The sequence below is a fragment of the Paraburkholderia sp. EB58 genome, from assembly GCF_050436665.1.
GTDB lineage: Bacteria > Pseudomonadota > Gammaproteobacteria > Burkholderiales > Burkholderiaceae > Paraburkholderia.
On the sequence record NZ_JBNDMQ010000071.1, the window covers coordinates 1 to 20,381 of the forward strand.

Annotated in this window: 19 protein-coding genes; 12 read left to right on the forward strand and 7 right to left on the reverse strand. The window is 64.1% G+C overall.

Annotation, left to right across the window (positions count from 1 at the left end; genetic code table 11):
- Positions 1–342 (forward strand): 4Fe-4S dicluster domain-containing protein (locus tag P3T40_RS43845; protein WP_429273912.1); only part of this gene is annotated, 342 nt, incomplete at its 5' end.
- Positions 343–454: 112 nt separating this feature from the next.
- Here P3T40_RS43845 and P3T40_RS43850 read toward each other — a convergent pair.
- The 4 genes from P3T40_RS43850 to P3T40_RS43865 all read right to left on the reverse strand — a co-directional run bounded on the left by P3T40_RS43850 (position 455) and on the right by P3T40_RS43865 (position 5,952).
- Positions 455–1,927, reverse strand: coding sequence for a tetratricopeptide repeat protein (locus P3T40_RS43850; protein WP_429273913.1), 1,473 nt, complete (start codon positions 1,925–1,927; stop codon positions 455–457).
- 53 nt (positions 1,928–1,980) lie between these two features.
- A complete protein-coding gene (gene aroC / locus P3T40_RS43855; RefSeq protein ID WP_429273914.1) occupies positions 1,981–3,081 on the reverse strand; it encodes a chorismate synthase in 1,101 nt (366 codons plus the stop codon).
- 188 nt (positions 3,082–3,269) lie between these two features.
- Complete coding sequence (locus P3T40_RS43860) at positions 3,270–5,207, reverse strand: MFS transporter (protein ID WP_429273915.1); 1,938 nt, start codon at positions 5,205–5,207, stop codon at positions 3,270–3,272.
- Positions 5,208–5,493: 286 nt separating this feature from the next.
- A complete protein-coding gene (locus tag P3T40_RS43865) occupies positions 5,494–5,952 on the reverse strand; it encodes a CBS domain-containing protein (protein WP_074300161.1) in 459 nt (152 codons plus the stop codon).
- A gap of 270 nt (positions 5,953–6,222) precedes the next feature.
- Between P3T40_RS43865 and P3T40_RS43870 the strand changes: the two genes are divergently transcribed.
- From P3T40_RS43870 to P3T40_RS43880, 3 genes are all read left to right on the forward strand, one after another.
- Positions 6,223–7,596, forward strand: a complete 1,374-nt coding sequence (locus P3T40_RS43870) for an O-acetylhomoserine aminocarboxypropyltransferase (protein ID WP_429273928.1) — start codon at positions 6,223–6,225, stop codon at positions 7,594–7,596.
- Positions 7,593–8,423 (forward strand): alpha/beta fold hydrolase, encoded by an 831-nt coding sequence (locus tag P3T40_RS43875; protein ID WP_429273916.1) that lies wholly within the window; start codon positions 7,593–7,595, stop codon positions 8,421–8,423. The genes P3T40_RS43870 and P3T40_RS43875 overlap by 4 nt, the downstream gene beginning before the upstream one ends.
- Positions 8,424–8,615: 192 nt before the next feature.
- Positions 8,616–8,936, forward strand: coding sequence for an Mpo1-like protein (locus P3T40_RS43880; protein ID WP_429273917.1), 321 nt, complete (start codon positions 8,616–8,618; stop codon positions 8,934–8,936).
- Between the two features lie 53 nt (positions 8,937–8,989).
- Here P3T40_RS43880 and P3T40_RS43885 read toward each other — a convergent pair whose 3' ends face one another.
- Positions 8,990–10,303, reverse strand: coding sequence for a YihY family inner membrane protein (locus tag P3T40_RS43885; protein ID WP_429273918.1), 1,314 nt, complete (start codon positions 10,301–10,303; stop codon positions 8,990–8,992).
- Positions 10,304–10,413: 110 nt separating this feature from the next.
- On the opposite strand from P3T40_RS43885, the gene wrbA reads away from it, so the two are divergent.
- From wrbA to P3T40_RS43905, 4 genes are read left to right on the forward strand one after another with little or no spacing between them, the layout of a single operon-like run.
- A complete protein-coding gene (gene wrbA, locus P3T40_RS43890) occupies positions 10,414–11,016 on the forward strand; it encodes an NAD(P)H:quinone oxidoreductase (RefSeq protein ID WP_429273919.1) in 603 nt (200 codons plus the stop codon).
- On the forward strand, positions 11,013–11,432 hold the full coding sequence (locus P3T40_RS43895; protein WP_429273920.1) for a DUF2069 domain-containing protein: 420 nt from the start codon (positions 11,013–11,015) through the stop codon (positions 11,430–11,432). The genes wrbA and P3T40_RS43895 overlap by 4 nt, the downstream gene beginning before the upstream one ends.
- Before the next feature lie 9 nt (positions 11,433–11,441).
- Positions 11,442–12,932, forward strand: a complete 1,491-nt coding sequence (locus P3T40_RS43900; RefSeq protein ID WP_429273921.1) for an FAD-binding oxidoreductase — start codon at positions 11,442–11,444, stop codon at positions 12,930–12,932.
- A 40-nt stretch (positions 12,933–12,972) separates the two neighbouring features.
- A complete protein-coding gene (locus P3T40_RS43905) occupies positions 12,973–13,821 on the forward strand; it encodes a metallophosphoesterase (RefSeq protein ID WP_429273922.1) in 849 nt (282 codons plus the stop codon).
- Between the two features lie 55 nt (positions 13,822–13,876).
- Here P3T40_RS43905 and P3T40_RS43910 read toward each other — a convergent pair whose 3' ends face one another.
- On the reverse strand, positions 13,877–14,032 hold the full coding sequence (locus tag P3T40_RS43910) for a hypothetical protein (protein ID WP_171991713.1): 156 nt from the start codon (positions 14,030–14,032) through the stop codon (positions 13,877–13,879).
- A gap of 188 nt (positions 14,033–14,220) precedes the next feature.
- A complete protein-coding gene (locus P3T40_RS43915; RefSeq protein ID WP_429273923.1) occupies positions 14,221–15,159 on the reverse strand; it encodes a LysR family transcriptional regulator in 939 nt (312 codons plus the stop codon).
- A gap of 155 nt (positions 15,160–15,314) precedes the next feature.
- On the opposite strand from P3T40_RS43915, the gene P3T40_RS43920 reads away from it, so the two are divergent.
- The 4 genes from P3T40_RS43920 to P3T40_RS43935 are packed head-to-tail and all read left to right on the forward strand — an operon-like array spanning position 15,315 to position 20,214.
- Complete coding sequence (locus P3T40_RS43920) at positions 15,315–16,925, forward strand: efflux transporter outer membrane subunit (protein ID WP_429273924.1); 1,611 nt, start codon at positions 15,315–15,317, stop codon at positions 16,923–16,925.
- A 14-nt stretch (positions 16,926–16,939) separates the two neighbouring features.
- Positions 16,940–19,150, forward strand: coding sequence for an FUSC family protein (locus tag P3T40_RS43925; protein WP_429273925.1), 2,211 nt, complete (start codon positions 16,940–16,942; stop codon positions 19,148–19,150).
- The gene (locus tag P3T40_RS43930) at positions 19,140–19,340 is read left to right on the forward strand and encodes a DUF1656 domain-containing protein (RefSeq protein ID WP_429273926.1); all 201 of its coding nucleotides are present in this window, start codon (positions 19,140–19,142) and stop codon (positions 19,338–19,340) included. Before P3T40_RS43925 ends, P3T40_RS43930 begins: the two co-directional genes overlap by 11 nt.
- Before the next feature lie 13 nt (positions 19,341–19,353).
- Positions 19,354–20,214 (forward strand): efflux RND transporter periplasmic adaptor subunit, encoded by an 861-nt coding sequence (locus P3T40_RS43935; protein ID WP_429273927.1) that lies wholly within the window; start codon positions 19,354–19,356, stop codon positions 20,212–20,214.
- The last annotated feature ends 167 nt before the right edge of the window (positions 20,215–20,381 follow it).

Here is a 20,381-nt window from a genome sequence, read left to right on the forward strand (position 1 = left end):
CCGATCGTCTATCCGAAGCCCGACGGCAAGCTGACGTTCGACCGTCTGTCCTCGGTGTTCATCTCAAACACCAACCACGAGGAGAACCAGCCGGCTCACCTGACGCTCAAGGATGCGAGCGTGCCGGTGAACGTCAACCTGCACACCTATGCGGGACCGGAATCGCGCTATTGCCCGGCGGCCGTATACGAGTTCGTGAAGAACGACGACGGCAGCGAGCGGCTGGTGATCAACGCGCAGAACTGCGTGCACTGCAAGACCTGCGATATCAAGGACCCGACGCAGAACATCGTGTGGGTCACGCCTGAGGGCGGTGGCGGGCCGAACTATCCGAACATGTGACGCGGCGCGTTAGCGCCGAGTTATAGGAACAGGATGCAAAAAGCGCCGCTTTCCATGATGAGCGGCGCTTTTTTTCGTCTGTGGACGTTGGTTCGTCTGGGGCGTTCGCCGTTCAACGCCCTGCCAGCGCCACCAGTCTCTCGCGCACGCTCGCGAGCACCGGTGCCCAGGCGCCAATCGACGGCTGGCGAAACAGTTCGACCGAGTCATACCACGGCGTGCGCTGCGTTTGATTACCCCAGAACCACGCGGACACGTGATCGATCATCAGACAGGTCGGCACGCCAAGCGCACCGGCCAGATGCGCCGGACCGCTATCGATGGTCACGACCAGATCGAGGTTGACGAGCAGCGCGGCTACATCGTCGAATCCGGCTGTGAAATGCTGGGTGGGATCGACGATTTCGATGCCATGCGCGCGCCATTGTTCGACCGTTGCAGAACGCCCCGGCGACAACGCAAAGTAGGTAATACCCGGTACGGTCAGGAGCGGTTCGAGCTGGTCGACCGGTACCGAACGGCGTACATCGCGAATGTGCTGCGGGTTGCCGTTCCATACCAGGCCGACTTTTGGCCCGCCGCTAACCGCCACCGTTTGTGCGACGCGCACGCGCCACGCCTCGGCGCGCGCCGGATCGGCGCTCAGGTACGCACGGCCCCAGCCTGCCGAATCGAAGACGCCGAGCCTCAGCGGCACACTCATCAGGCCGCAGTGAAAATCCGGCCGTGTATGCAGGCCGGTTTCAAGCGCCACATCGGCCGGCAACATTCGTTCGAACAGGTGCCGCAGCGGGCCGTCGTGACCGAAGATCACCCGCCCGCCCTCACGCCGCGCCCGCTCGGCGAGCAGCGGCAGAAAGCGCACCGCCCACAGACAATCGCCATTGCCTTGCTCGCCATAGACGACCAGCGTCTTGCCGGCGAGCGACTCACCCTGCCAGTACGCGCTGATCTCGCCGAGCGCGCGGTGTGCGTCGTTGAGGTCATCGCCGAATACGATGCGCGATTCGTAATGCGCCCAGCCGTCGGCATAGCGCCCGGAACGTATTTCAAGCTCCGACAGGTCGAACAATGCATGGGCGTTGTTCGGCGACAGTTCGAGCACGCGCCGCAAGAGCGCTTCGGCTTCGGCAAAGCGCGCCTGTTCCTTGACGCACAGTGCGAGCTTGTGCAGCGCGACCGGGTTGCCCGGCACCACGCGCACGGCCTCGCGCAAGAGCCGTTCGGCTTCGTCGAAATCGTTGCGTTGCTGCACGGCAGCCGCGCGCCAGACGAGCGCGTTGGCATCCTCGGCGTCGCGCGCAAGCAGCAACGCCGTGGCCGAGTCGACCAGCGGCCAGTCGCGCAGGACGAACGCAGTTTGAGCAATGATATGGAGCAGCGTGGGATCGCAGGATGGATCGAGCTGATAGGCCTGCACCAGCGCGGCAAGCGCCTCGCGCTGCTGGTCCCGGTTACGCCCGGCCGCCTGCAACAAGGTCTGGCCGAACGTGAGCCAGTCTGTGGCGCTAGCCTGTGGCGTGGCCACTCGCGCGCGCAACTGCGTCAGCGCGTCGCCGGCTGCCGGGGTATTCGAGTCGATCATGGCGACGTTTCGATTGATTCCGTCTGACACGGAAAAGACGCGCAGAACGCGACTTACGGCGCGCTTGCTGCGATCTTCGGCGTGTCGACAACCACGTCGCCGCACTGCGCGCGATGACGCAGCGCATGGTCGATCAGCACGAGTGCCAGCATCGACTCGGCGATCGGCGTGGCACGAATGCCAACGCACGGATCGTGACGCCCAAACGTTTCGACGACGACCGGCTCGCCGGCTTTGTCGATCGATCGGCGCGGCGTGCGAATGCTCGAAGTCGGCTTGATAGCGATCGACACGGTGATGTCCTGCCCCGTCGAAATTCCGCCGAGCACACCGCCCGCGTGATTGCCGACAAAGCCTTCCGGAGTGAGTTCGTCACCATGCACCGAACCGCGTTGCGCGACGCTGGCGAAGCCCGCGCCGATTTCAACGCCCTTCACCGCATTGATGCCCATCATGGCGTGCGCAATATCGGCGTCGAGCCGGTCGAACAGCGGCTCGCCGAGGCCAACCGGCACACCCGAGGCCACCACGTTGATACGTGCGCCAATCGAGTCGCCATCCTTGCGCAGCGCGTCCATATACGTTTCGAGCTGCGGCACGACATCAGCGTTCGGCGCGAAGAACGGGTTCTCGCGCACATGCGACCAGTCGACGAACGGCACATCGATCTCGCCGAGCGCCGCCATATAACCGCGAATCTCCGTGCCGAAGCGCTCGCGCAACCACTTCTTGGCGACCGCGCCCGCCGCGACAGTAGGCGCCGTCAAACGCGCCGACGAACGGCCGCCGCCACGATAGTCGCGGATGCCGTATTTCTGCCAGTAGGTGTAGTCGGCATGGCCAGGGCGGAACGTTTCCGCGATGTTGCCGTAGTCCTTGCTGCGCTGGTCCGTATTGCGAATCAGCAGCGCAATCGGCGCGCCAGTGGTGACGCCTTCGAACACACCCGAGAGAATCTCGACCTTGTCCTCTTCCTGACGCTGGGTCACATGACGCGAGGTGCCCGGCTTGCGGCGATCCAGTTCAAGCTGGATGTCGTCTTCGACCAGCGCCATGCCCGGCGGACACCCATCGATCACACAGCCGATTGCGGGGCCGTGCGACTCGCCAAAGGTCGTGACGGTGAAAAGCGTACCAAGCGTATTGCCGGACATGAGCGTCGTCCAAAGAGATGCGGGGAGAACGCTATTATGCCAGCCCGCCCAGCGGCGAGGGCCGCGCCGCGCGGACGTTGGCCGAATGGACAAGGCGCAGCGGACCACACAAAGCCATGGAACTGGCCGCGTACGGCGAGGGTCAAGGCTACGGCCAGCGCGAGAACCAGGGTCAGGCCGCGCCTCGCCTACTTCCGCGCGCCGCGCAATTCGGTCACGATCTGCTGCAGCCCTTCGGGCGTCACCTGAGCCGGGTCAAGCGGCTCGCCGACGGCCAGCGTCAGCCGGCTCATCACGCCCTTTTGCACCGGCCGCGGCCGATGCGCGTCGACGGCGCGCGAAAATACGCTGCCCCACAGGCCGCGCAGCGCCATCGGCACCACCGGCGCCGGCGTGCGGCGGATGATTTCGGTCACGCCATGTCGGAACGGGTTCAGCTCGCCCGTCTTCGTCAGCTTGCCTTCCGGGAAAATGCACACCAGATCGCCCTCGGCGAGCGCCCGCGCGCAGGTTTCGTAGGCTCGCGTCAGCATTTCCGGGTTTTCGTGCAACGGCGCAATCGGAATCGCCTTCGCATGACGGAACACCCAGCCGGCGAACGGCGTCCTGAAGATGTGGTGGTCCATCACGAAACGGATCGGACGCGGGCTCTCGGCCATGATGACAATCGCATCCACGTAGCTCACGTGGTTACATACCAGTACCGCCGCGCCCTCTTCGGGAATGCGCTCCGCATGCACGAGCCGGATCCGGTAGAACGTGTGCACCAGCACCCACGCGATAAAGCGCAGCAGAAACTCCGGCACCAGCGAGTAAATGTAAGTCGCCACCACGATATTGAGCAGCGCTGTGACGAGGAAAAGACCCGGAATGCTGACGCCTGCCGAGGTCAGGGCCATGGCCATCAGCGCCGACACGATCATGAACAGCGAATTGAGAATGTTGTTCGCCGCGATGATGCGCGCGCGGTGGCTCGGCTGGCTGCGGCTCTGAATCAGCGCATACAACGGCACGCTATAGAAGCCGCCGAACATGGCGAGCAGGAACAGATCGACGAGTACGCGCCAGTTTGCGGCCATCACGATAAATTCGCCGACGCCCAGCAAATGTCCCGCCGGCGGCAACGCATGACTCGCAAAGAACAGATCGATGCCGAACACGCTCATGCCGATCGAACCGAGCGGCACCAGCCCGATCTCAATGCGCCGCTTCGACAGGCGCTCGCACAACAGCGAACCGAGGCCGATCCCGATCGAGAAGGTGCCGAGCAGCACGGTCACGACATCGGGGCTAGCCGACAGCACATTCTTCGCGAAACTGAAAAACGACGATAGAAAGGTCGCGCCGACAAACCACAGCCACGAGATACCCAGCAAGCTCAGAAACACCGTGCGGTTCTCGCGCGCGATCTTTAGATTGCGCCAGGTTTCGCTGACCGGGTTCCAGTTGATCCGCAGATCAGGCTGCGGGGCCGGGGTGGACGGCACCCACGCGGACACGGCACGTCCCACCAGCGCAATCGCAACGCAGGCGCACGCCAGCACGACGGCGCCGTGTTCGACAAAACCCGCCGCCTCCCCGCCGATGATGGTCCCCACAAGAATGGCGACGAACGTGCCCATTTCGACCATGCCGTTGCCGCCCACCAGTTCGGTTTTTGCCAGATGCTGCGGCAGGTACGAATACTTCACCGGCCCGAAGAGAGTGGAATGGACGCCCATCAGAAACGTGCATAGGTACAGCAGCGGCGCGCTATGCATCCAGAAACCGGCGCCACCGATCAGCATCACGCCGATTTCAAACGTCTTCACAAAGCGCGTCAGCATCGCCTTGTCGTACTTGTCCGCAATCTGGCCCGAGGTGGCGGAAAACAGAACGAACGGCAGGATGAAGATCGCCGAGATCAGGAACGCCGCGGTCTTCGCGTCGACGCCGGAAAAGCGCGCGGTCTGATACGTGACGAGCGACGTGAAACCGATCTTGAACACGTTGTCGTTCATCGCGCCCAGGAACTGGGTCCAGAAAAACGGCGCAAAACGCCGCTCGCCCAGCAAGCGAAACTGGGATTCGTGCGCGTCGCCACTGCGGGCGGCACGGCGGGCGGCGGATAACGGACGATCGCTCATGAAGGTCGGAGAATGGGAGAAAGGACCGGAGGACAGCAGGCAGCGGATCCGACGCCGCCTTCAGCGGCACCCGCGCCGGGCGGTAACCGCACCTCGGACTCCCCACTGGCGCGGACGCAAAAAAGGCGCACGCTCTCGCGCACGCCCCTGGATCAATACCTCAGGCTTGTGGCAACTTGATGGGCGGCGCACGTAACAACAGCCCGCATAAGACCACATCACCCAGCGCCATGAGCAACCGCGTCACAACCGCTCGGACAGCGCCGCGGCCGGCTCAACGGGCAATCTAGCGCGCCTGTTGCGGTTCCTGCTCTTCCGGCCAGTCGCGGATATAGGCCTTGAGCATACGGTTCTCGAAGCCCTGCTCCTCCACCACCGCCTTCGCCACGTCATAAAACGAAATAACGCCCATCAGCGTGCGGCTTTCCATGACCGGCAGGTAGCGCACATGATGCTCGAGCATCATGCGCCGCACCTCGTTCACATCCGTTTCCGGCGTGCAGGTGAGCGGATGGTCGTCCATGACCTTGCGGATGGTGGCCGTGCCGACACTGCCGTGATGCTTGCTGAGCGTCAGGATGATTTCGCGGAAGGTCAGCATGCCGACCAGATCGCCGTATTCCATCACAACCAGCGAGCCGATGTCGTGCTCCGCCATCGCGTTGACTGCGTCGAGCAGCGGCGTATCCGGCGTGACGGTAAAAAGGGTATTGCCCTTGACCTTGAGAATGTCGCTGACTCGCATGATTGTCTCCGGTGTCGACTGGAGTTAGCGCCTTAATGCTGACTCCGGTCCCATGCAAAATAGTTGCTGAATCTGGTGAAGCCATTAATACATGACTGATTTTTGATCCTAGCGGAAAGGCCCGTAAAAGGAAAGCGGCCCGCCCACCAAGCCAATACGGGTGCGACAGCCCGCCGCATGGGGAAAATCGCACTTGAAGCCGGTAGTCCCGGTGATACGATGCCCCCACTTTCACCCTTCGCGGAGCCGCCCGTGGCTCCGCCGCCCAGGATGTCCGCCAACCGTTTCGATACGCTTGCGCTGCATGCAGGCGCAGCCCCCGATCCCACGACCGGCGCGCGCGCCACGCCGATCTACCAGACCACATCCTTCTCGTTTCGCGATACCGACCACGCCGCTGCGCTGTTCAATATGGAACGCGCGGGCCACGTGTACTCGCGCATCTCGAACCCGACCGTCGCCGTCTTCGAGGAACGCGTCGCCGCACTGGAGAATGGCGCGGGCGCGATCGGCACGGCCAGCGGCCAGGCCGCGCTGCATCTGGCGATTGCCACACTGATGGGCGCCGGTTCGCACATTGTCGCCTCCGGCGCGCTGTACGGCGGCTCGCATAATCTGCTGAACTACACCCTGCGCCGCTTTGGCATCGAGACCACCTTCGTCAAACCCGGCGATCTGGACGGCTGGCGCGCCGCGCTGCGCCCGAACACCCGCCTGCTGTTCGGCGAAACGCTCGGCAATCCGGGGCTCGACGTGCTGGATATCACCGCCGTCGCCCAGATCGCGCATGGCCACCGCGTGCCGTTGCTGGTCGATTCCACCTTCACCACGCCGTATCTGCTCAAACCCTTCGAGCATGGCGCCGACTTCGTTTATCACTCGGCGACCAAATTCCTCGGCGGTCATGGCACGACGATCGGCGGGGTGCTCGTCGACGGGGGCACTTTCGACTTCGAGGCATCCGGGGGTTTTCCCGAATTCACCGAGCCGTATGAGGGTTTCCACGGTATGGTGTTCGCCGAGGAAAGCACTGTAGCCCCCTTCCTGCTGCGCGCTCGTCGCGAGGGCCTGCGTGATTTCGGCGCGTGCCTGCATCCGCAAGCCGCCTGGCAACTGCTGCAGGGCATAGAAACGCTGCCGCTGCGCATGGATCGCCACGTCTCGAACACGCGCAAGGTCGTCGAGTTTCTCGCTGGCCATGCCGCGGTTGAATCCGTCGCCTATCCTGAGCTGGCCTCGCATCCGGATCATGCGCTCGCGAGGCGCCTGCTGCCGCGCGGCGCCGGGGCCGTGTTCAGCTTCAACCTGCGCGGCGACCGCGCTGCCGGACGGCGCTTCATCGAAGCGCTCTCGCTGTTCTCGCATCTGGCCAACGTCGGCGACGCCCGTTCGCTCGTGATCCACCCAGCCTCCACCACGCACTTCCGCATGGACGCCGCCGCGCTCGCCGCAGCCGGCATTGCGGAAGGCACAATCCGCCTGTCGATCGGCCTCGAGGACCCGGACGATCTGATCGACGACCTCAAGCGCGCGCTGAAGGCCGCGCAAAAGCCGGCCGACGGCAGCGGCGGCGCTAGCGCCGCCAAATCCAAGGCCGGCACCAGTAGCCCCAGCCACGGTAGCGCGCCCAAGGAGTCGGCATGATCCTGGACGTCCAAAACAAGAAGGCCTATGCCTATACCGGCGGCAAGCCATTCGACCCCAGTCTGCCGACCGCCGTCTTCATCCACGGCGCCGAGCACGACCATAGCGTCTGGGCGCTGCAAACCCGCTACTTCGCGCATCACGGCTTCAGCGTGCTGGCGGTCGACCTGGCCGGTCACCATCGCAGCGCCGGCCCCGCGCTCACCGATATCGCAGCAATGGCCGACTGGCTGGCCGCGCTGCTGGACGCCGCCGGCGTAGCCCGCGCCTGCGTGATCGGCCACAGCATGGGCTCGCTCGTCGCGCTCGATTTCGCCGCGCGCTACCCGGAACGCGCGAGCGCGCTGGCGCTCGTCGCCACCGCCGCCCCGATGGCCGTCTCCGACGCGCTGCTGGATGCCGCGCTCAACCGCGAGCCGGAAGCGATCGCAATGGTCAACCAGTGGTCGCATTCGACGCTCGCCGCCAAACCGTCCTGCCCGGGCCCCGGCTTCTGGCTGCACGGCATGAACCAGCGGCTGATGGAACGCGTCTCTGCCGCCGGTGAACCTGGCCTGTTCCACACTGACTTCACGGCCTGCAACGCCTACTCAGAGGGCCTCGCACGCGCCGCGCAGGTACGGTGCCCGGTGCGGCTGATCGTCGGACGGCGCGACGCCATGACACCGCCGCGTGCCGCGCAGGCGCTCGCTCAGGCACTCGCGCAGGGCAGTAGAGGCGTAGACACGATCACCCTCGACGCCGGCCATGCGCTCATGACCGAGCAGCCAGACGCGACGCTCGATGCGCTGTTCGGCTTTGCTTCGAACGCTGCGCGACTCCAATAAGCTCGACGATAACGATGTATGGCGCCGCGCACCATCGGCCGAATGGCCAGGTTGCGCGCATCAGCCGATAGCAGCACAATGATTCAAGCCTGCCCGGTTTTAGTTGCATATTGCATCGCCGGGCTCGTTGTGCCGCTTGAACCGGGCATGGCGGGGGGAAGGGCTAAAAAGAGTAGCGAATCGGAGGCCATGATGGCTCAAACCGCTCACACCGATCACTTCGCGAATTTCGCGGAGTTCTATCTGTTTTACCTCGAAGAGCATCGCAATCTGGTCTCGCGGCGGCTGCACTTTGTCGGCTCGCTGGGCGTGATCGGCTGTCTGGCTATGGCGCTCGCCACCGGCGACTGGCTGTGGCTGCCGGCCGCGCTCGTGAGCGGCTATGGGTGTGCATGGATTGGGCACTTCTTCTTCGAGAAGAACCGCCCCGCCACCTTCCGGCATCCCATCTACAGCCTGATGGGCGATTGGGTGATGTTCAAGGACATCTGTACCGGGAAGATTTCGCTGTAGTACGAGGGCGCGCGCCAATTTCCCAGGTATCGGGCGAGACCGCCCGATACCGCTTACGCCGTCTGATGCGGCATCGCCGAACTCCGCGCCTCGGCTTGCGCCGCCCGCGCGGCACGCGCCGAGGCACGCACGGCGAGCAGCGATGCAAGCGAGACGTTCAGCTTGTCGTTCTGGAGCGCCGCCAGCAAGGTCGAGCCGTCTACCCGGGTCGACTCCAGATTAAGCTGGTATTCGAGTTCCGCTCGATCGATCACCAACAAATCGAAGAGCCGCTCCACCGTCACCTGGGCCGGATTCGCCAGCAGCAGAAAGTGTGGACGCGAGCCGTCTTCGTTCAGACGCGCAATCCATTCGATCTCCTCGAGCTTATCCAGCAGGTAGGTCGTCGTATCCATATCGCGGCGAAGCATGCGCGCCAGGTCCTGCAGCGTGTAACCACGCTTGCCCGCTTCGCGCGCCTCGGAAAGCCGTGCAAGCAGTTCGAGCGCGTCGAACAGGTCGCTGCCCGCAAAGCGCGGCCGGTGAAACTGTCCGATGCGAATCGCCGGCAGCGCGGAAGCCACCATCGCCCCTGCCAGTGCGATGAACCAGCTCAGGTACATCCACAGCAGGAACATAGGCACGGTCGCGAATGCGCCGTAGACCGCGGTGTAAGTCGGAACACGCCGGATGTAATAGCCGAAACCGCGCTTGGCCAGTTCGAACGCAATCGCGGCGCCGAGGCCGCCCACCACTGCGTCGCGCCACTCCACCCGGCAATTGGGCAGGTACACGTAGAGCATCGTGAACGCGAGCGCGGTGAGCGGCAGCGCCGCGCCCGTCAGCGCCCAGTCGATCACCGGCGTGATGTGCTGCGCGGCGCTAAACGCCATTGAGCGCGTGAACAGATACGACGAGATAGACAGGCTGACGCCGATCAGGATCGGCCCAAGCGTAATGATCGCCCAGTAGACCAGCACGCGCTGCGCAAGCGGGCGTGGTTTGCGCACCCGCCAGATCACGTTGAACGCGGATTCGACCGTCATCATGGTCATCACCGAGGTGACGAACAGCACGATCATCCCCATCGTCGTCAGGCCTTTGGCCTTCGAGGCGAACTGGTTCAGGTACTTGAAGATCTGGTCGTTGATCTGCGCGGGCATCAGATGGTCGGCAAGAAACCCCTGCAGCGACATCTGGAAAGAACCGAAGATCGGAAACGCGGTAAACAACGCGAACGCCACCGTCGCCAGCGGCACGAGCGACAGCATGGTGGTGAACGTCAGACTGCCGGCCACCTGTGGAATGCGATCTTCACTGCTGCGCTTCGCGGCGAATTGCGCGAGGCGTTTGAGCGTATCGAGATCGAAACGCACCTTGGACAACAAACCCCACCTCCTTCGCCTTCGTGAACCATCCGCGGCAGGCGCCGGACTGCCGGCGAGCGGCCTGTGCCGTGGACCCAGCCCCTATAATACCCGTTCACTCGATCAGGCCTATGAAAGACATCCTCGTGCTCTATTACAGCCGTTACGGCGCCACGCGTGAACTCGCGCTGGCGATCGCCCACGGCGTCGACAGTGTTCCCGGCATGCAGGCGCGTGTGCGTACCGTGCCAGCCGTCTCGACCGTCTGCGAGGCGACCCAGCCCGATATTCCCGCCGAAGGACCGCCGTATGTCGAGTTGCGCGATCTGGAAGAGTGCGCCGGCCTCGCGCTCGGCTCGCCAACCCGCTTCGGCAACATGGCCGCCGCGCTCAAGTACTTTCTCGACGGCACCACGCCGCAATGGCTGTCCGGCGCGCTCGCGGGCAAGCCGGCCTGCGTGTTCACGTCCAGCGGTAGCATGCACGGCGGCCAGGAAACAACCCTGTTGTCGATGATGCTGCCGCTTATGCACCACGGCATGCTGATTGTCGGCATCCCCTACACCGAAAGCACGCTGACCACCACGCTGACCGGCGGCACGCCTTATGGCGCATCGCACTTTGCACGGGCCGGCTCCGCGGAGCACGGCATTTCCGCCGACGAGAAGACGCTCGCCATCGCGCTCGGCGCGCGCGTCGCGCGCACGGTCGCTGTCATGAGCGAACGTCCGTGAACGTGCCGGATCAGCCTACCCCCCCAACGCCAGCTATCCGTCGGCGCGGCGCATCCCTTGGCGCAACAGCGGCCCTAATCGCACTGATTGCGCTCTCGATTGCCTGGGAATGGTGGCTCGCGCCGCTGCGCCCAGGCGGCACTGCGCTCGTCATCAAAGCCGTGCCGCTGCTGCTCGCCCTGCCTGGCGTGCTGCGCCAACGGCTCTATACGCTGCAATGGGCGTCGATGCTGATCCTGCTGTATTTCGCCGAAGGCATCGTGCGCGGCATGAGCGACCGCGGCTTGTCCGCCAAGCTCGGCTGGCTCGAGACCCTGCTTGCGCTGGTGTTCTTTGTCTGCGCGCTGGCTTACGTCGCTCCGTTCAAGCGGGCTGCGCGGAGTGCGAAACGGGCGGCGCCCGCCTCACCTCACTGACCGACCATCATGACCCGACACGCTTCTCAACCGGCATCCCAAACCGCCCCGGGAGCAGCCTCAAGTACAGGATCGACTGCGCAATCGAGCGCCGCCTTCGTTGCCGCCTGCCGTGACGCCATCGGCGCGGCGCATGTCCTCACCGACTCCCACGACACCGCCCCCTACCTCACCGACTGGCGCCGCCGTTACGCCGGCGCGGCGTGTGCCGTGTTGTGCCCATCGACGCCCGCCGAAGTCGCCTCGCTGGTGAAGCTGGCGGTCGAATATCGCGTCGCACTGGTGCCGCAGGGTGGCAATACGGGGCTCGCCGGCGGCGCCACGCCGGACGCGAGCGGCGCACAAGCCGTGCTGAGTCTGCGGCGCCTGAACCGGGTGCGCGACATCGACCCGCACAACAACACGATCACCGTCGAGGCCGGCGTTATCCTCGCCGACGTCCAGGCTCGCGCGGAAGAAGCCGGCCGCCTGTTCCCGCTGAGTCTCGCCGCGGAAGGCAGTTGCACGATCGGCGGCAACCTCGCCACCAACGCGGGCGGCACCGGCGTGCTGCGCTACGGCAACACGCGCGAGCTGTGCCTCGGCCTCGAAGTGGTCACCGCGCAAGGCGAGTTGTGGGACGGCCTGCGTGGTCTGCGCAAGGACAACACCGGCTACGATCTGCGCGATCTGTTCATCGGCGCGGAAGGCACGCTCGGCATCATCACTGCTGCCGTGCTGAAGCTCCATCCGCAGCCCGCTGCGCGTGTCACCGCGCTCGCCGCGCTCGCCTCGCCGCATGCCGCGCTCGATTTTCTGGCGCTCACACAACGCTTCGCAGGGCCGCTGCTGACTGGTTTCGAGTTGATGTCGGATTTCTGCCTGCGGCTCGTCGGCCGGCATTTTCCTCAGATGCGCTATCCGTTCGCCGAGCCGCACGCGCAAATCGTGCTGCTGGAACTGTCGGATAGCGAAAGCGAAGAACATGGGCGCGCCCTGTTCGAGTGGCTGATGGAAACCGCGCTGGAAGAAGGTCTGGTGGAAGACGCAGTGGTCGCGGAAAACCTCGCGCAATCGCAGGCGTTCTGGAACCTGCGCGAACACATTCCGCTCGCGCAAGCGGAAGAGGGACTCAACATCAAGCACGACATCGCGGTGCCGATTTCGCGCATCGGCCACTTCATCGAAGCAACGGACGCCGCCATCGCTCAGGCCGTGTCTGGCGCGCGGATGGTCACGTTTGGGCACCTCGGCGACGGCAATCTGCACTACAACGTGCAGGCGCCCGAAGGCATCGACGCGAAAGCGTTTCTTGCCGAATTCCAGAGCCCGATCAATCAGATCGTCTATGACAGCGTGCACCAGCATCGCGGCAGCATCAGCGCGGAACATGGACTCGGCCAGTTGAAAATCGACGAAGCGATGCACTACAAAACGGACGTGGAAGTGCAGTTGATGCGTGCCGTCAAACGCGCACTCGATCCACTGAACCTGATGAACCCTGGCAAGGTGCTACGCTAAGGGCATAACCTGGAGCCTCGCGCAGGAAGGAGTGCCGTAAGTGAAGATTCGCGTACTGTCCGATCTGCATCTGGAGTACGACGAGCCCGAGGTGATCCCGCACGCTCACGCGGATCTGATCGTGCTCGCCGGCGACATCCACAATCACGCCGCCGGCCCGCGCTGGGCCGCGGAGACCTTCGATGGCGCCGCGCCCGTCGTCTACGTGCCGGGCAATCACGAATACTATGACGGCGAGTTCGGCGCGCTGGAAGCGGCCATGCACGACGCGGCGGCTTCGGTGGATAACGTCCACCTGCTGAACAATGCGGCGCTAGTTGACCCTGCCGGCGAGTGGCGCGTACTCGGCACCACCTTGTGGACCGACTTCACGCTCTATGGAGCCGACGATGAAGCGCTCGCGGCATCGATTGCCGCAGCCCAAAAGGTGATGCTGGATTTTCGTGGCCTGATCCAGGTGACATGGCCGCGCGACGCCACCGGTAGCAAAGGTGCCAAAGGTGCCTCGAGCGTCGCAGATGCCACGGCGGCACGCGATTTCACGCCCGCCGACACGCTGGCCCTGCATGCGCGGGCACGCGCGTGGCTCGAGCGCGAGTTGGCCAAACCGTTCGGGGGTAAAACGATTGTCGTCACGCATCATGCGCCGCATCGGGTGAGTCTTGCCGAGCGTTACGCGGACGACCTGGTGTCAGCGGGTTTCGTCAACCATCTGCCTACGCTGGTGCGTTCGCCGGTCGCACTATGGATTCACGGCCATACGCACACAGCATTCGACTACACCGTCGACGGCACCCGCGTGGTGTGCAATCCGCGCGGCTACCTCGACCGTCGTACGAGGCAGCCGGAAAATCCCCAGTTCGCCTGGGACAAGGTAGTAGAGATCTAGCCGTTAATAAGGCTACGCGCAGCGCCTGCGGGCCACCACGCGTGCGAACCAGCGCTCAGCGACGGCGCGTATAGCCGGCTGCGTCGCGGCGCTCGGCCCGGATCGGGATCAGTTGCGGTTGTGCTCGCAGGTTGCGCAAGAGGTCGCGCGAGGCGGCAATTCCAATCAGTCCCAGCATGACGGCCACGCCGATCAGCAGATGCGTATCCATGAGTCCCTCTTCGATCCAGTAAAGTCCAGTTCCTGACAGCTAACCAACACGGTCTGCCAGTGCGTTGACCCAACGTTATCAAATCAAATCGGCGCCGGAAGTAAGGAAATGTTGCGACGCCGCACATATGTAACAGTGCGTCATGCGCGCGCCGCGAAGGCTGTCAACGCGGGCGTGCCATGCCTTGCTCAGGTACGCGCGAACTTGCGCAGCTCGGCCTGATCGGCAGCCAGCGTGGCCGGCAACTCGTCGCGCAGGAACTCGACCCACGTGCGGATCTTCGCGTCGAGATACTGGCGCGACGGATACAGCGCGTACAGATTCATCTCCTGCGAGGTGTACTCCGGCATCACCCATACCAACTGGCCGCTGCGCAGGCCGGCGATTGCCGAGTAGATTGGCAGCAGACCGAGCCCCATCCCCTCGCGCACGCCCACAGCCAACGCTTCGGCCACATTCACCTGGAAGGTCGCCGCGCCGTGTGCGAAGGTTTCCTGACCGTTAGGGCCGTCGAAGATCCACTCGTCGGTCGGGAAAATCGGCGTGACCATTTGCAGGCAGGTATGGCGGCTCAGGTCCGAAGGCGTCTTCGGCACGCCATTGCGCTCCAGGTAGGCGGGCGACGCGCAGGTAATACTAAACGCGCTCCCGAGGCGCTGCGACACCAGGCCCGAATCCGGCAGATCCTGCGCCAGCACGAGCGCGACGTCGTAGCCCTCGTCGAGCAGATCGGGCACGCGCGCCGCCAGCGTCAGTTCAACATGCACTTCCGGATAGCGCTTCTGATAGCGCCCGACGGCCGGTACGACATAGTGCTGGCCGAAACTCGTCATGGCGTGGACCTTGAGCTTGCCGGAGGGCCTCGCGTGAGCGTCGCTCGCCTCGGCTTCCGCCTGATCGACGTAGGCCAGAATCTGCTCGCAACGCTGCAGATACCGCTCGCCGGCTTCAGTGAGCGCGATACGGCGCGTGGTGCGATTGAGCAGCCGCGTACGCAGATGCGCTTCAAGATCGGAGACCGCGCGCGAGGCATAGGCGGTGGTCGTATTCAGGTGCTGCGCGGCACCTGTGAAGCTGCCCGCCTCGACGACGCGGACAAATACGCGCATGTTTTGAAGCGTATCCATACATATCCTTACTGAGACGAGGCGATTGTTACATGCTTCGCAAGAGCGATTGTCTCAAATATCGTAAAAATGCCTTGCATCTTTACGGGTTATTCAGGAATAGGTCGAAAAATATAATAGCGCACAGGGTTCTTTAGTCAATTAAGGGGGAAATCGTGCAGTCTCCGGTACAAAAAGGGATCGCGGCAGCCGCCGTTCTTACGATCTCACTAATAATCGCCGGCTGCGCCAGTACCGGAGGCAAGGTCCCGCAAGACAGCGCCATCGCGCCGTCCTCTCTCGATGCCGGAGCCGCCATTCGGGCCGCCAATGCCGAGGCGCAGTGGCCCGCTGCCGACTGGTGGCGCGCCTATAACGATCCGCAGCTCAACGCGTGGGTCGACGCGGCTCAGGCCGGCAATCCGACACTCGCCATAGCGCAGGCGCGCGTACGCCAGGCGCAATCGCTGGCCGGCGTGGCGCACGCGGCGCTTTCCCCGCAGATCAATGGCGATCTCTCGATCGAGCGCGAGCACTGGCCGGACAATGTCTACTACGGTCCGGGTCCGCTCTCCAATGCGAATACCTGGAACAACACCGGCACGATCGGCCTCTCGTATCATCTCGACCTGTGGGGCAAGGACAAGAACGCCGACGAGAGCGCGCTCGACAGCGCCCATGCCAGCGCCGCCGACGAACGCGCCGCGCAGCTCGAACTCGAAGCGAACGTCGTGCGGGCGTATATCGGCATGTCGATGAATTACGCGCTGCTCGATATCGCCAAGGCCACGCTCGCCCAGCAGCAGCAGATCGTCGATCTCGCCACGCGCCGTCTGAAAGGCGGTCTCGGCACGCAGCTCGACTTGAGCCAGGCTGAAACGCCGGTGCCCGAATACGAACGCCAGATCGACGAGCTCGAAGAGCAGATCGCGCTTGGCCGCAATCAGCTCGCGGCGCTGGCCGGCAAGGGACCGGGCGCGGGCGATTCGATCACCCGGCCAACGCTTGCGCTGAACGCGCCTGCCGGCCTGCCTTCAGCCCTGCCTGCCGAGCTGCTCGGCCATCGGCCCGACATCGTCGCGGCACGCTGGACCGTGGCGGCGCAGGCACGCGGCATTGACGTCGCCAAGGCCAACTTCTATCCGGACGTCAACCTGCTCGCGTCGATTGGCGGCTATGCCGCAGCGGGCCCGTTGTTCCAGTTCCTGCGTTCGGCGAACGGCAGTTGGACGGGCGGCCCCGCGCTGTCGCTGCCGATCTTCGACGGCGGCCGGCTGCGTTCCGAACTGGGCGCCGCGGATGCGGGCTACGACACGGCAGTCGAGCGGTACAACCAGGCCATCGTCAGCGCGCTGAAGGAAGTGGCTGACCAGGTCGTGCGCATTCGTTCGCTGGAGACGCAGGCAAATGATGCGGACCGCTCGGTTGCCGCCGCGCGCAAGAGCTATGACCTGGCGAAAGAAGGCTACCGGCGCGGTCTGACGGATTACCTGAACGTGCTGGTCGCGCAGAACCAGTTGCTGCGTGCTCAGGAAGGGGTGGCGCGTATAGAGGCGCAGCGTCTCAACGCCCATGCATCGCTGATGACCGCGCTTGGCGGCGGTCTCGCCGACCCGGCGGATGGTCCGAAGCAGGATGAGACGTTGCCCGCGCATGGTAAGGGCAAGGCCGCGATCGCCGCGGCGGCTTCCGGTAGCCAAACGGCTGTGCCCGCGGCTACCACTGGCAAAGTGGCAAACGCAGTGGCAGACGGACAACCCTCCGCTTCCCCGGCTGCAGTGCACTAAACGCCGAGCCGCCCATGTCCGCCTCCCCCTCCTCCGCCCCGCGCGCGCCGCTGACGTTCGCGACGCTCTACGCGGCCGCCGCCGACTGGGCACGCACCGACGGAATCGCGTGGATCTATGTCTTCAAGGTCCTGATCGCCGCGTTTCTCACGCTCGGCATCGCCATGAAGCTCGATCTGCCGCAACCGCGCACCGCGATGACCACCGTGTTCATCCTGATGACGCAGCAAAGCGGCCGCGTGCTCGCCAAAAGCTTCTACCGTATCTGCGGCACGCTGGTCGGCCTCGTGGTGATGCTGGCGTTCATCAGCCTGTTTTCCCAGCAGCCCGAACTGTTTATTGCTGCGACGGCGATCTGGGTCGGCATCTGCACCGCGGGTGCCGCGCGCAACCGCAACTTCCGCTCGTATGGTTTCGTGCTGGCCGGCTACACGGCGGCGCTGATCGGCATTCCGGCTTCGCAGAATCCCGACGGCGCGTACATGTCGGCGCTCACACGAGTGGCCGAGATCACGCTGGGCATCGTCTGTTCGGGCACGGTCAGCGCGCTGCTGTTCCCGCAGCACGTGGGCGAGCAGATGCGCACCACGGTGCGGGCGCGTTTCAGCGCGTTCGTGGAATACGTGTCGGCGTCGCTGTCGGGACACATCGACCGCGCGCAGATCGAGGCCACCAATGCGCGCTTCGTGGCGGACATCGTCGGCTTCGAGACGACCCGCAGCGTCGCCGTATTCGAAAGCCCCTCCTCGCGGATGAGAAGCGGCCGGCTCTCGCGGCTCAACAGCGAGTTCATGAGCGCTTCGACGCGTTTTCACGCGCTGCACCAGTTGATGAACCGCCTCCACGAGGCGAAAGCCACGGCGGTGATCGACGCGTTTGAGCCGTATTTCAAGGAGATTGCCCCGCTGCTCAACAAGTCGGGCGAGCCGGTTCTGAGTGCCGTCGATGCCGTACATGCGGCCGCGCAACTCGAAGCGTACAAGGCCGAATTGCCGCAGCGCGTGCGCGCGACACGCGCCGAACTGGAAGCGCGAGCCGATGCCGGCGTGCCGATGCTCGACTTCGATACCGCCTCGGAACTGCTCTATCGCTTCGTCGATGATTTGCATGCCTACGCAGCCACATACGCATCGCTGGCTGTCGACATGCACGAACGCGAACGCTGGGTCGAGCGCTACACGCCGAAGACCAATGCGCTCGCGGCAGGCATCGGCGGCTTGCGCGCGGCTTTCGTGGTGGGATTGCTTGGCGCCGTGTGGATCGCGACCGCCTGGCCGAGCGGCACGTCCCTCGTTCTGACGGGCGCGGCCGTGTGTGCGCTGGCGTCGTCGTCACCGTATCCGGCACGCATGGCGTTCCAGATGGCAATGGGCACGGCTCTCGCCTCGCTGGTGGGGCTGGTGCTGACCTTCGGTGTGTATCCGCACATCGACGGCTTCCCGCTGCTGTGTGCGGTACTGACGCCGTGCCTCGGACTCGGCGTGTTCATGACCACGCGCCCCCGGCTGCTCGGCTATGGCTTCGGCTACTGCGTGTTTTTCTGCACGCTCGCGGGCCCCGACAACGTGCTCCACTACGACCCCACCGCCTTCATGAACGATGCAATTGCGATCGTGCTGGCGATGCTGGTGACATCGCTTGTATGCGCAACCATGTTGCCGCCGACGACGCCCTGGATGCGTAACCGCCTGCTGATCGACCTGCGCCGCGCAGTGGTGACGACCTGTCACGCGCGCCTGACGCGACTGCGTTCACGGTTCGAAAGCGGCGCGCGTGATCTGGTATTCCAGATCACCGGGCTGGCCGAAGGCGAACCCGAATTCAGGCACGACACCTTCCGCTGGCTGTTCGCAGTACTGGAAGTCGGCAACGCAGTGCTCGATTTGCGCCGCGAAATTGCGACGCTGCCGGCCGACTCACGTTACGGAGCCAGGACGCCGTGGCGCGTAGCCGAACGCAAGACGCGCGACGCGATAGCAGCGCTATTCGACCGGCCGAGCGCGCAGCGGATGGACGCGGCGCTCGCGGCGACGGCCGCTGCGACCGCAGCCGTGCAACAACTGCTGACGACGTTCACGCCACCGCGTGAGGAGCGTCATCAACTGCAACGTATTTTGAGTCATCTGCATTTCATTCGTACTGCTTTACTCGATCCGCAATCGCCGCTGGAAACGCTGGTGCGCGAACGGGCCGAGGAGCAAGAAGGAGTTCGCCATGCCACGTGAAGTTGCTGTCCTCGACGCGTACGTGCCGGCCATTGTGCTGCTGTTCATTGCCGGCGCTGCGCTTACCTGGTTGCTGGACCGTGTGATTGCCTATACGGGCCTTTATCACGTTGTCTGGCACCCCAACCTGTTCCGGGCCAGCTTGCTCGTGTGTGTGTGCGGCGTGCTGGGTCTCGCCGTTTATCGTTGATAAGAGTCGAATCATGACCATCCGAAATATTCTGGGTTTTGTCGCGACAGCCGTCGTATTCATTGTCGCGGTCCTGATAGGCCGCGCCTTGTGGGTTCATTACATGGACGAGCCCTGGACGCGCGACGGACGGGTACGCGCGGACGTCGTCAACATTGCGCCGGACGTCTCAGGCGAGGTGGTCGCGTTACCGGTGCACGACAACCAGTTGGTGAAGAAAGGCGACCTGCTGATGCAGATCGACCCGTCGCACTATCAGATCGCGGTCGAGCAGGCCGAGGCAGCGGTCGCCGCGCGCAAGGCCGAGTTGCAGATGCGCCGCGACGATGCGCAGCGACGCGCGGACATGGACAGCCAGGTGGTATCGAAGGAGAGCCAGGAAAACGCGGCGCATACGGCATCGGCGGCGGAAGCGGCTTATGAGCAGGCGCAGGCTGCGCTGGATGCGGCGAAGTTGAATCTGGAGCGTACGCGGGTGGTGTCACCGGTGGACGGGTATGTGACCAATCTTGAGACGTTTCGCGGCGACTATGCGACTGTGGGTGCGGCGAAGCTGGCCATCGTCGATAGCGATTCGTTCTGGGTGTATGGCTATTTTGAAGAGACGAAGCTGCCGCACGTCAATGTTGGCGACAAGGCGGAGATGCGTCTTATGAGCGGCGGTGTGCTGCAAGGGCACGTTGAGAGTATCTCGCGGGGTATCTATGATCGAGATAATCCGCAGAGCCGGGAACTGCTGGCTGATGTGAATCCGACTTTTAACTGGGTGCGGTTGGCGCAGCGGGTGCCTGTGCGGATTCATATTGATCAGGTTCCTGATGGGGTTGTTTTGTCGGCTGGGACTACTTGTACTGTGGTTGTGCAGCCTGGCTGATTTTTTTGGTTCTGGTTTTTTTGGGCTCTCGCTGTGTTTGCCTGCGGCGCCTTGCTCTTGGCTGTTTGCCTGCGGCGTTGGCCTCTCCTTGCATTCTTATCGGTCTATTAGCTTCGCCCCTGTGCGGGGCGGCACCTACTTTCTTTGCCGCCGCAAAGAAAGTAGGC